7 protein-coding genes are annotated in these 13,332 nt (G+C 38.0%); all 7 read right to left on the bottom strand.

Annotation, left to right across the window (positions count from 1 at the left end; translation table 11 throughout):
* Positions 1-68: 68 nt before the first annotated feature.
* The gene (locus NRL14_RS13705; RefSeq protein WP_306724892.1) at positions 69-1,811 is read right to left on the bottom strand and encodes a DUF3466 family protein; all 1,743 of its coding nucleotides are present in this window, start codon (positions 1,809-1,811) and stop codon (positions 69-71) included.
* 11 nt (positions 1,812-1,822) lie between these two features.
* Positions 1,823-3,736, bottom strand: a complete 1,914-nt coding sequence (locus tag NRL14_RS13700; RefSeq protein WP_033028381.1) for an ABC transporter ATP-binding protein — start codon at positions 3,734-3,736, stop codon at positions 1,823-1,825.
* Positions 3,737-3,751: 15 nt separating this feature from the next.
* Entirely contained in the window at positions 3,752-3,991 is a 240-nt protein-coding gene (locus tag NRL14_RS13695) for a glutaredoxin family protein (RefSeq protein WP_002961779.1), read from the bottom strand.
* Complete coding sequence (gene rlmKL, locus NRL14_RS13690; RefSeq protein WP_033039018.1) at positions 3,984-6,101, bottom strand: bifunctional 23S rRNA (guanine(2069)-N(7))-methyltransferase RlmK/23S rRNA (guanine(2445)-N(2))-methyltransferase RlmL; 2,118 nt, start codon at positions 6,099-6,101, stop codon at positions 3,984-3,986. The genes NRL14_RS13695 and rlmKL overlap by 8 nt, the downstream gene beginning before the upstream one ends.
* 452 nt (positions 6,102-6,553) lie before the next feature.
* Positions 6,554-7,084 (bottom strand): cell division protein ZapC, encoded by a 531-nt coding sequence (locus NRL14_RS13685; protein ID WP_149605441.1) that lies wholly within the window; start codon positions 7,082-7,084, stop codon positions 6,554-6,556.
* A gap of 122 nt (positions 7,085-7,206) precedes the next feature.
* Entirely contained in the window at positions 7,207-8,217 is a 1,011-nt protein-coding gene (gene pyrD / locus NRL14_RS13680; RefSeq protein WP_149605442.1) for a quinone-dependent dihydroorotate dehydrogenase, read from the bottom strand.
* A gap of 119 nt (positions 8,218-8,336) precedes the next feature.
* Positions 8,337-13,178: an NAD-glutamate dehydrogenase gene (locus NRL14_RS13675; RefSeq protein WP_306724891.1), complete on the bottom strand. Its 4,842-nt coding sequence runs from the start codon at positions 13,176-13,178 to the stop codon at positions 8,337-8,339.
* Positions 13,179-13,332 lie beyond the last annotated feature (154 nt).

Genomic DNA, 13,332 nt, shown 5'->3' with positions numbered 1-13,332 from the left:
ATTACTATAGACGAAAAAAATCCCAACTTAATGAAGTTGGGATTTTTTATGCAAATCACTTTAGTTAATTAAAAACGGAATATACGTCTTATGCCAACTAAGGGTAGTAATAATAATGTGAACCAAGGAAAGCTCGCAGAGTTACGTTCATAAACTTCTGCTTCAGGAGGTGCACAGTTTTCAACTTCACCATTAGCAATAGGAGTTAACTTTACTGCAACTGCGACACTTTCAAATTCAATATTGCCTTCAATATCAGTAACAATTCCACCTAACGAATCACGTTTTTCAACTGTTTTGGTTGCTACACCAAAAATCTCATTATTTTCGTTAATTACTTTAGCTTCAGCCATTGTATAAGCATAATTTGTCTCACCATCAGTTTCATAGCATGGTAATAAGTCATTTAGGTTGGTTATTTTATCTTCGCCAATCTTGTATACAAATGCCTCTTTACGACGTGAGCTATCTGAAACACCTACCTCACCTTCCCCAACAATATAACCTTGGCTATTTATATCATTACCATAAGAACTTGAACTAGAAAAATAGTCATTAGGAAATACCGTATTGCCTGTTGCTATATCATGATAAAAAAACTTATTTCGAAGTGTTCCTTCAATTCGTTTAATAGCATAACCCGTAACAACATCATTATTACTTATTGCTAATGCTTTACCGCCTTGCCAATCATCTTCTTGATTTATAAAATCAACTACCGCACCATCTTTATAATAAACGGGCATGGTTAATATAATGTCATCATCTTTGTAGTATCGCGTATGCGATGAACCTACAGCAACACCATTACTATTAACCGCAAGTGCAGTACTTATAAATGCATCATCTTCAGTTTCACCTTCATCAGGTGTCAGTGCTAAACCAAGTTCTTCGACAGAAGTAATATTTAACGATTCATCAAGTTCCCATTTAACAGCACGCTTATTAAATAAGCCTCGTGAAATATTAGAATTTAATAAATTAACACATACAGATATAGGTTCATCTTCATTATCACAACTATCTTCAATATTTTCTAACCTATCTGCTGGAATATCTATTGATATATTTCCAACAACCGTGTATCCGCTGTTTGTCTTTATAATATCGTTAGCACGACTTGTACCGCCATGTTCATTAAACTCAGGGATTAACGGAACTTGTAAACCATCTGCGCCAATTACGATGCCTCGTTCAATAAATTCATGAGTGAACCATGTTTCAGCTTCGTCATCTCCATCAGGAGTGAATAAAACTTTATCGTAGGGTGCACTGCCCCAACCAACTGAAACACCATCTTCGCTAACAGCATTATACAAATTCGTAGTAGAGCGCGTTAATCCATCGTAATCAACTGAAGCTATATCAAATAAAGGCTGCTCTGTTAAAGTAGAATCATTAAAATTAACGCCTATTAATGAACTTATTTTCTGATACTCAAAATTTGTAGAAATCGATGATAAAAAGCTAATCATAAAACTATGAGCGTCAGAGTTAGTCGCAACAGCATCATTGTTTTCGATATCATCAAGCGTAAAGGTAATTACTTTATCGCTTAACTCAAATACATCTTCTGTATTACTGTAACTATTCTTGATAATACTTTCTGAAAAATCTATATAGCTTGTATCAATTGGTAAATTATATAAACCATTAGCGACACCAATAATATGGCCGCTTTCACTAACATCGGTAACGTAAGAGTGTTTAGCGTTTTCAGAAGACCCTAACTCAGTTAATTGATATGTCGCACTTATTGCTGAAGTGCTTAATGTCGCTAAAATACTGGCAGCGAGTAATTTATATTTCATTTTAGTCCTTACTACTGATTCTGTAATTCTTCAAGTTCTTCCCAGCGCTCAAGGGCAGCTTCAAGGTCAGACTCAAGTTGTGCTAAATGGTTCAATGCTTTAGTTGTTACATCACTCTCTTGTTTAAAAAAGTCTGCGTCACTCACTACAGCTTGTTGAGCTTCAATTTCAGCTTCTAGTTTTTCCATTTTATTCGGTAGTTGCTCTAATTCAAGTTTTAATTTGTAAGAGAGTTTATTTGTCTTAGCTGCAGGTTTGGCAGCTGGAGTTACTACTTTTTCAACTTTTTTTACTGGTTGTTGCTGAATTTTTTTTTCTTGTTCAGCTAAGTAACTAACATAAGCTTCATAGTCGCTATAACCACCAACGATATCTGTTACTTTACCATTGCCTTCAAATGCCCATACACTAGAACATGTATTATCAATAAATTCTCGGTCATGGCTTACAATCAGCACTGTACCTTGATATTGATTAATAATGTCCTCTAGTAACTCTAACGTTTCAATATCCAAGTCATTCGTTGGCTCATCAAGAACAAGTATATTAGATGGTTTTAAAAACAGTTTAGCTAATAGCAGTCTATTTTTTTCACCACCAGAGAGTGCTTTAACCGGTGTACGAGCGCGTGCTGGCGGGAATAAAAAGTCTTGCAGATAACCTAAAACATGACGTGAACGACCGCCCATCATCACTTCTTGTTTACCTTCGGCAACGTTATCTTGAACTGTTGCTTCTTCGTCAAGTTTTTCACGGTACTGATCAAAGTAAGCAAATTCTAAATTAACACCTTGCTTAGTTATGCCGCTATCTGGTTCTAAATCACCAAACATTAGTTTTAATAGTGTTGTTTTACCAATACCATTTGGACCTACTAAGCCGATTCTGTCACCACGCATAACAAGTGTCGAAAAATCATCAGCAATAACTTTGTCTTTAAATGCATGGCAAAGGTGCTGAGCTTCAAATACTAATTTACCAGAGCGGTCTGCTGTTTCAATATTAAAGTCAGTTTTACCAACTTGATCAACACGTTGTTTACGCTCATTACGTAGCTGTTTTAGCTCTCGAACACGCCCTTCGTTACGTGTTCTTCGCGCTTTAACACCCTGGCGAATCCACGTTTCTTCTTCAGCTAAACGCTTATCAAACAATGCATTTTGCGCTTCTTCTACTTTTAAATCATGCGCTTTTTGCTCGAGATAAGTCGCGTAATCACCTGGGTACGAAATAAGTTTACCGCGATCTAAATCTAAAATACGCGTAGCAACAGCGCGAATAAACGCACGGTCATGTGATATAAATACAATGCCGCCTTTAAATTCTTTTAAAAACTGTTCAAGCCACATGACACTTGCCATGTCTAAATGGTTTGTCGGCTCATCTAGTAGCAATAAATCAGGCTCACTTACAAGTGCACGCGCAAGTGCCACTTTGCGTAACCAACCACCAGAAAGAGACTCAAGTTTAGCCTCTGGCGTTAGTTCTAATTGTGTTAAGACTAATTGAATTCGGCTATCAAAGCGCCAGCCATCAGCGGCTTCAAGTTGGTTTGATAAACGTTCAAGCTTGTTTAATAACTTATCAGTACACTGTGTTTGCAATTCGTTACTAACATGATGAAAGTCAATGAGTAAGTTAGCAATTTCTGGCATACCTTGCGCAACGTAATCAAATACAGTGCCACTTGCACCTTTTGGTGGATCTTGCTCTAAGCGAGAAATTCGAATGCCACCGAGTTGATTTATTTCGCCATCATCTAAAACAACTTGTCCATCAAGTACTTTTAGCAGCGTTGACTTGCCCGCGCCATTTCGACCAACAACACACACTCTTTCGCCACTTTCTATAACCGCATCTGCTTTGTTAAGCAAAGCATGTGTACCAAAAGCAAGTTGTGCTTTTAAAATTCTAATTAAATCCATAGTTCTTATTTGCTCTTATTCTGCTTGTGCTAAAAATTCGCGCACAGAGTGTAAAGTAAAAGGCCAATATAATTTCTCGCCTTTTTCACTTTTTAATACAGGAATAGTAATTTGATACTCAGCAATAAGCTGCTCATCAGTCATAATATCGATTAGTAATAACTCACTGTTGTCATTTAGTACATCAGTGATAAGTTGCTCAGCTTGCTCGCACAAGTGGCAACCATCAGTATGATATAAAATCCATTTAGCCATGCGTAATTAGCCAGCTATTATGGATTTTTTTATTACGTTTGAAGTCTGGTGATAGTGTTTTATCTGAGATATTAACGGCTTTTAAACCTAAACCAATCAGGCCAACTTCATCCATTACAAAACCACGTTTGTTATTAGAGAAAATCAAAGTACCTGATGGACTTAAAATCTTTTTAACCCACGTTAATAATTTAATGTGATCGCTTTGCACATCAAACGCGTCTTTCATACGTTTTGAGTTTGAGAACGTTGGAGGGTCTAAAAATATCAAATCATATTGTGCTGTCGCATGCTCTAACCACTTTAAACAATCTGCTTGTTCAAAACGGTAACGTGTATTACTGATATTGTTTAAATCGAAGTTATCTTGGCCCCATTTTAAATAGGTTTTAGATAAATCAACTGTTGTAATTGCTTTAGCGCCACCAAGTGCAGCATGCACAGAGGCAGTACCTGTGTATGCAAACAAGTTTAAAAAGCGTTTATCTTTTGCATTTTCTTGAATATAACGACGCATTAAACGGTGATCTAAAAATAAACCTGTGTCTAAGTAGTCGAATAAATTAACTTTAAACTTAGCACCAAACTCTTCAACTATCATAGTTCGGTTTTGTTTAGACATAGCGGTATACTGGTCTTCACCCTTTTGCTTTTTACGCACTTTTACAGCAATATTTTCAGGTGAGATATCAAGTTGTTGCGAAGTCAATGTTATTACGTCTTGCAGGCGTTTTTCTGATGTTTTTTCATCAATTTCTTTAGGCGCTGCATATTCAAAAATAACCGCTGAATCACCGTAAATATCTACAGCAACATTGTACTCAGGGATATCCGCTTCATAAACACGATAAGCGTCTACTTTATTTTGTTTAAGCCAGTTTTTTAAGCCTTGCTTATTCTTTTTCAATCTATTTGCGAATGACGTAGAGCCTTCAAAATTAAGCGCTTTTTTATCATCGGTGGTCAAACTTACTTGCTTATCATCTAATTGATATAAGTTAAGTTCAACATCAAGTGGGCCATTTTTAAACTTATAACGCTTAAGACGCACAAGTTTTAAAAGTTTAAATAAGCTCTCGTCCATACCCAGTAAGGCAAGTTTCCAATGATTAAAGTGCTTTTTAAAGCCAACACCTAAATTACGGTGTAAATCAACAAGCTCAGCCATAGAACCAATACGCTCACCATAAGGTAAGTTTGAAATTACCACACCAGGTAACTTAGCAACGGCTGTAAGTTTAGTGGCATCACTTTGCTTAAACTTAATAACATCATCAAGCTCAGCCCGTTTGGCATTATCAATCGCTTTACTTAAAACTTGTTCATCGTAATCGTGGCCAATTAACCACAATTTAGGGTCGGTAATGTTAGCAAGTAACTCTTCTTTAAGTTCTTTAAACTTAGCGGCTCTAAAACTGGGTAAACGTTCAAAAGCAAAGCCTTCACGGAATAATCCCGGCGCTTCGTTTCGTGCCATGCCGGCCGCTTCGATTAAAATAGTACCCGCACCACAACAAGGATCGAATAAAGGCTGTTTTACATTATCAAGCCAACCACTTCGCTTAATTAGTGCAGCAGCTAGGTGCTCTTTAATTGGCGCTTTACCTTGGCCTTGACGGTAACCACGTTCAGACAAACGAGGGCCAGAATAGTCAATATACATAGAAACGCCGTAACGATTTAGTCGTGCAACAACACGTACGTTAGCGTCTTGCTTATCAACGTTGGGACGCTGCTCGTATAAATCATTAAAATAATCAACAATCGCATCTTTTATTACAAGACCAGAAAATTGTGTGTTTTTTAATGAGTCATTGGTACCGTTGAAGTCGACAGCGAATGTTTGAGTAGGTCCAAACCACTCTTGCCAAGGTTGCGATCGCGCAAAATTATACAGGCTACTTTTGTCATCTACGCCTTCTTTTTCTTCAATAAGCATAAGCACACGCGTTGCAAAACGACTTGATAAACAAACCTTTTGCGCCAGTAATGAGTCAGCCTCAAAACGAACAGAACCAACAGTTTGCTTAGACACAGTTGCGCCAAGTTCTGTTAGTTCATCAACCAATAAATTTTCGATTCCGATAGAAGTAAGTGCGATAAATTGCAAAGTAATAACCCTTAATAGCTAATTGCGCAGGATTATAACATAGGTTGAGTGACATACACGCCATAAAGACACGCTTAAAAACTTAAATTTGATGAGGGTCTGTTGAACTTTCAAGGTTGAAATTGCAGCAGTCTGTTTGGTATTTAGGCAAGGCAGAGCCTATGCAGTGTGGTCATTCCCCATAAATGGGCGATAACGTAGCATTAATGCCAAACAGGCGCTGCCCAAACGGTTCTTCCTAGGGGCTATTTACTCTTTGTTGCCTAAGTGGATGTAGGTAAGGGGCGTGAGCAGGACGCGGAAGCTTTGCTCGGTTTTACTTATTCTTACATGGATGTAAGCCAGTATGGTAACGAAGGAGCAGTTACCGAGCCCACTAGGTTACAAATCTCGCGCTGCGATTAAATAGCCGCTAGTTTGAACAAATTTCAATCCACAAAGATCAGCAGACCCTAGGCGGTTTGACTTTGGTATTGCTGATTTAGGATGGGGTGGACTCGATTATTCAAAATACGGATTACTTCAAATTGTGCTAAAGATAAGTTTTCGTCCAATTTAAATGTTTCACTTAGATTCAAACAAATAGATGCATCAGAGCAGTGCTCTACAATTAAAAAATCACCTGACTGCGCTTTAGATGTTAATTTTACTATTGCCTCTACGCTTGGCTCTGTCCCTGTGTATTCTTCAAAAAACCAACTTTTTGCTAAAACGGGTTTTAAGTGATACTTAACAGCAGTTGCATTTAGCGATATTTGACAAATTTGAGCCGCAGACCACAATTCAAATCCATCCAGATAATTATAAACTTGTTCGTAAAATGCAGCATCTTCGAGGCTAAAGCGTGGATTCTTAAAAACAGAATCCGTTAACTGTCTTAACTTATAAGGCGTACATAATTGCATATCGTCATTTAAATCAAGTAATAAACGGTTTTTATTAGGACAAGTAATCCACTGCCATTGCTTTGATGCTTGTAACATTTACTCCTCCTTGGGTTTATTAAAATAATTAGACGTTGCTTAGAGTATAACCGCTTCTGACCATTTTTTAAATATTTGTTTAGAACATTTATCGAACGATCAAAAGCTTAGATAACTGATCCTTATAAGCCGTTAACGATCGTCTTTACCAATTGTGGACCTTTGTAGATGAACCCAGTATAAACTTGAACTAAATTTGCGCCTGCATCTAACTTTTCTTTTGCAGATGTAGCATCGTCAATACCGCCTACTCCGATGATTGGCAACTTACCTTGTGTTAAACGCTTTAATTCGCTTACGACCTCTGTAGAGCGCATTCTAACAGGATGACCTGACAAACCGCCGGCCTCTTCTGCATATTGCTGCCCCATAACTGCAGCTCGTTCAAGCGTAGTGTTAGTTGCAATCACACCATCAATTTTATTATTTAAAAGTGACTCACTTACTTGCTCTATTTGTATTTGATCCAGATCCGGCGCAATTTTTATCAGCATCGGAACTTGCTTATTGTGTTTAGCTGCTAGATCAAGTTGCTCGCTTTTAAGGCTTTGCAGTAAATCATCAAGCGCTGCACCATATTGTAAATCACGAAGTCCAGGGGTATTTGGTGATGAAATATTTACCGTAATGTATGAGGCATGCTCAAATACTTTACGCATACAGTGAATGTAGTCATCTTTACCTTGCTCATTAGGTGTATCTTTATTTTTACCAATATTGATACCGAGTATCCCACTGTACTTTGCCGCTTTTACGTTAGCGATTAAGTTATCAACGCCTTTATTATTAAACCCCATGCGATTAATAATTGCATTTGACTCTGGCAACCTAAAAATACGAGGTTTATCATTACCCACTTGAGGGCGCGGTGTAACCGTACCGACTTCGATAAAACCAAAGCCCATTTGGCTAAATGCATCTATACATTCAGCATTTTTATCAAGCCCTGCAGCAAGCCCAACTGGGTTTTTGAATTCAAGGCCTAAAAAATTAACTGGTTTGTCTGCAATACTTTGCGACCAAGCGGCACTTAACGGTGTGTTAGCGAAGCGACGTAAGTTACTTAGAGCAAACTCATGCGCCCACTCCGCATCACGGGTAAACATAAAACGGCGAGCTAAATCGTAAAACATGAATATAATCCTCTATTAAAATACAGACAAAAAAATACCTCAGACAAGGCTGAGGTATTGTATAACAAAATAATCAATTCATTTATTTTTTGTGGAATAAAAACAAATGAAAAGCTAAATTATTTTCCTGAAGTATTACAATTATGGCTCAATAACATTAATTCACGAAGTGCTACAGAGAACTTAGCAAAATCATGACTTTGTGAAGTTTTAAATTCAGCCAACATCTGTTTCCAACGAAGTAATAATAACTCTTGGTTATCCATCCATTCATCTATTTGACTATCAACATCTTTTTCATCAGCTTCAAAGCTATTTAATACTACTTCAGCTAACGTACGTTGTTGCCAATCTAGCTCTTCACGGTAAGAAGAACGAGCAAGCGCTTGCCAATGGTTTGCAACCGGTTGATGGGTAATTTGATCTAAGAACCAATGCAGACCCATTCGCGCACCAAGTTTAAAGTACGTATTAGATACCATTGAGATACCTCGGCCCGAACTATTCGCAATTTCCGCTAAGTCCATTACCGAGAACAAACTTGATAATGCCACAATTCGCTTAGCAATAGCTTCCGGTACACCACTTTCAATTAGCTTATTAGCTTCTTGTACTATGCGATCATTTTCTTTTTCAACAATATAAGTATTTAAGTTTTCACTTAAATCTTTGAATGTTGGTGCAAAGTACTCAATTCCTTGCTCAATCGTTTGCGCCTTATTACGATGACGTAAGAACCAACGTGTAGTTCGACGCACAGTACGACGAAGTTGGTAAAGCATCTCAGTTTGTACAGCTGCTGGAATCTTATTATCTAGTGCGCTTATAGAAGACCATGTATCGCGCATTTCAAAAATTTCACTGGCAATTGAATAACACATTGCTATTTCAGCTTCGCTTGCGCCAGTTTCTTCATGCATACGTACCATGAAGTTTAAACCCATATCATTAACGATATTGTTAGCAAGTTTAGTTGCAATAATTTCTTTACGTAGTGGATGGTTGTTCATCGCATCGTTAAACTTCTCACGTAATGGCCGTGGAAACGATTTGACGAGCAGCTGGCGGTAATATGGGTTTTCAGTAATTTCATCACTTACTAAAGACTCTTTTAATACCATTTTAGCGTAAGACACGAGCACTGAAAGCTCAGGGCGAGTTAAGTCTTTACCTGCGGCTGCACGTTCTGCCAATTCTTCATCACTAGGAATGAACTCGATAGCACGGTTTAGCTTGCCGTCTTTTTCAAGCGCATGAATAAAACGTATTTTTTCTTTAAGAGTAGACGTGCCCTTCGATTGCGTAATTGAAATCGTATGCGTTTGACGATAACAATCTTTAAGCACTAATTCAGAGACTTCATCAGTCATTGAATAAAGTAGCTCATCACGTTGTTTACGGGTTAAATCACCTTCCGCAACTAAGCCATTAAGTAAAATTTTAATGTTAACTTCGTTATCAGAACACGCAACACCCCCTACGTTATCGATAAAGTCAGTGTTGACACGCCCGCCTTTTGCTGCAAACTCTATACGGCCAAGTTGAGTTGCGCCTAAGTTACCGCCCTCACCTATAATTTTTGCACCCAACTCATTACCATTAATGCGAAGTGCATCGTTTGCACGATCTCCAACATCTGCATCAGTTTCTTTAGAGTTTTTAATGTACGTTCCGATACCGCCATTCCACAGTAAATCGAAGTTCATCATTAATGATGCTTTCATTAATTCGTTTGGTGTCATACTTGCTTTTTTAGTGCCAAGCATTTTTTTCATTTCAGGGCTTAATGTTATTGATTTAGCCGCGCGAGAAAAAATACCTCCACCTGCAGAAATAAGGTCTTTGTTATAATCTTCCCAAGATGAGCGCGGCATATTAAATAGACGTTCGCGCTCTGGGTAAGATGTCGCTGCATCTGGGTTAGGATCAATAAAAATGTGCATATGATTAAATGCAACTTGTAAACGAATATGCTTAGACAACAACATACCATTACCAAACACATCCCCTGCCATATCGCCTATGGCGACCACTGTAAAGTCGGTAGTTTGACAATCGATATCCATTTCACGGAAATGACGCTTAACTGATTCCCATGCACCTTTAGCAGTGATACCCATTTTCTTGTGGTCATAACCAACAGAACCACCTGAAGCAAACGCATCACCTAGCCAGAAGTTATATTCATTCGCAATACCATTTGCAATGTCTGAGAAGGTGGCTGTCCCTTTATCAGCCGCAACTACTAAGTAAGCATCATCTTCGTCATGACGAACAACATCTCGAGCTGGCACTATTTCACCACGTTCAATGTTATCTGTAATATCTAATAAGCCGCGAATAAATATTTTATAACATTCTTGGCCTTCTTTTATAAACGCTTCGCGTTCAGTCGGTAGCTGTTTACATACAAAACCACCTTTAGAGCCAACAGGTACAATTACTGTATTTTTAACTTGTTGCGCTTTTACCAGACCAAGGACTTCTGTACGGAAATCTTCACGACGATCAGACCAACGAAGTCCACCACGAGCCACCTTACCATAACGTAAATGCACGCCTTCAACACGTGGGGAGTAAACAAAAATCTCAAATGCAGGAAGTGGCAATGGTACATCAGGAATTAGACTAGGTTGAATCTTAAATGAGACATAAGATTTAAACTGACCTTGTGCATCTTTTTGATAATAATTAGTACGAAGCGTTGCAACAATCATATCAACGTATAAACGTATAATTCGGTCATCATCAAGGTTGGCAACATTTTCAAGTTCTAGGTAAATTTGTACTATTAATTTCTCAAGTGTTTTAGCACTAGCCGGGGCTTTAATTGAGAACTTTTTAGCGAACAAATTAACTATTTGCGCAGCAATATTTGGGTAATTAGCAAAAGTACTTTCAATATACGTTTGCGAGAACGTAACACCAATTTGACGCATATATTTAGCATAAGCACGTAAAATAGAAGCTTCACGACCTGCTAGGCCACCCATTAAAACTAAACGGTTAAAACCATCGTTTTCTAGACGGTTGCCCCAAACATTTGTTAATGCAGCGCGAAAACGTGCTGAAATTTTATCAAAGTCAGCCATTCCTTTGCTGTCTATTAGCATAGAAAAATCCATGATCCAATTAATACGACCATCACTGGTTTTAACTGAATATGGCGTTTCGCCAACAACACGTAGACCAAAGTTTTCAAGCATTGGCATAACATCAGATAAATGAATTGGCTCATCTTTATGGAATAAGCTTAATCGTACAATATTGCTATTAGCTTCTTCTTGTGGACGATAAAACAACATTTCTAGTTTATTTTCGTCGGTCAATAATTCTAGTTTTTCAATATCTACAACTACGGCACTGGGAAGCACTTCATCCTTATATGAACGTGCAAACGCATTACAGTATTTACGGTTTAAATCGTTACCGCGTGCTTCACCAGCTGATTCTAAAAGCGCAGACTGCAACTTGTCTTCCCAAGTACGCGCAGCTTCTATTAAATTATTTTCGATGTCTTTCACGTTATATTCAATATTGTTATCGGTCACACGAACAGTGTAATGGGTACGCGCCAGTGTTGACTCAGAAAAGTAAGTAGTAAATTCGACTTTGTTGTCAGAATTAAATGCGTTGCCTAAAATATCTTGCGTTTCACGACGAAGCGCTGTGTTGTAACGTTCTCGAGGAACATAAACCATACATGAGAAAAATCTGCCGTAAGCATCTTTACGAACGAATAAGCGACACATGTCACGCTCTTGTACTTGTAAAACCCCCATGGCAACTTCAAGTAGTTCGTTTTCACGCGCTTGAACTAGCTCGTCGCGGGGATAGGTTTCTAAAATATTTAAAACCGCTTTGTAAGCATGCGTGCCTTTAGCAAAGTCACATATCTCCATGATGCGGTTAATCTTACTCTTTAATACAGGGACATCCGCGGCGCTATTATTATAAAAACTTGAAGAAAACAACCCAATAAAACGGTCTTCGCCAATTACATTCCCTTCATCGTCAAAACGCTTTATACCAACATAGTCAATATAAGCGGGGCGATGTACACGAGAAAGTGAATTGGTTTTTGTTAAAATTAATAAATTACTGCTACGCGCTTCTTGGCGTGCTACTTCTGGTAATTCTGATAATAATCGTGTGTGTTCTTCAGTTGAATTTTTCATCAAGCCAAGGCTAGTGTCCATTTTGCCTTTTAATTGGTAGTCACCTTGCACAGGGCTCAATTCATATTCGCGATAGCCCATTAGTGTGAAATTATCTTTAACTAACCAATCTAAAAACTCTACCGTTTCGGCAACTTCGTTTTCATTTTTATTGTGGCGACGCTTAGGTAGCTCTTTGGTGACCGCAATTAATTTTTTACGAATAGGCTGCCAATCTTCAACTGCAACGGATACATCAACGAGTACTGATTCTAATTCTTTTTTGAAAGACTCAATTACAGAAGAATCTGTTTGACGATCAATTTCAATAAAGAAAACCGTTTTAGTCGACGTCGATTCTTGCTCTGCTTTTAAATTAGATAAACCCGATATTTTCGTGTTTTTGTCACGTTGAATTTTAAGTGGGCTATGAAGTAATAAGTGAGAGGCGATATTTTCACGAGTCATGGCCATACGCACTGAATCTACTAAAAAAGGCATATCTTTAACAATAATTTCAACAATTGTATGCGATGACTGCCAGCCATCTTTAGCCACTTCGGGATTGAAAACGCGGATAACAGCATTATCAGTTGTATTCTTTTCTAGCGAATTCCAAAGGCTTAGTGCAGCGCCATATAAGTCACTATCGTTACGATTAGCCAAATCCTCTTTAGACATGTTGCTGTACAAGGCTTTGGCGAATTTTTCAACGAGTAACACATTATCAGCGTGAACTTTTTTTTGGATCAGCTTACAAACATTATCTAGGATAACCGAGGCTTGGCCTTCATTTCGTGTCATTGTATGTTCCTTAATCTATTACTGCCTAGTGGCAGAATATTTGTACAGCCATTTATTAGCGTGGAGTCAGTTAAATTCTAACCCTTTTACAGCTAATAAACAGCTTTTTCGATGAAAACATTTTAAGCTTTTCAGCTATTTGGTCATCTATTCA

The organism is Pseudoalteromonas sp. 20-92 (assembly GCF_030847595.1).
Classification (GTDB): Bacteria; Pseudomonadota; Gammaproteobacteria; order Enterobacterales; family Alteromonadaceae; genus Pseudoalteromonas; species Pseudoalteromonas fuliginea.
Note: the sequence above shows the minus strand (reverse complement) of the source record. Positions and strands in the feature narration are given on the sequence as shown.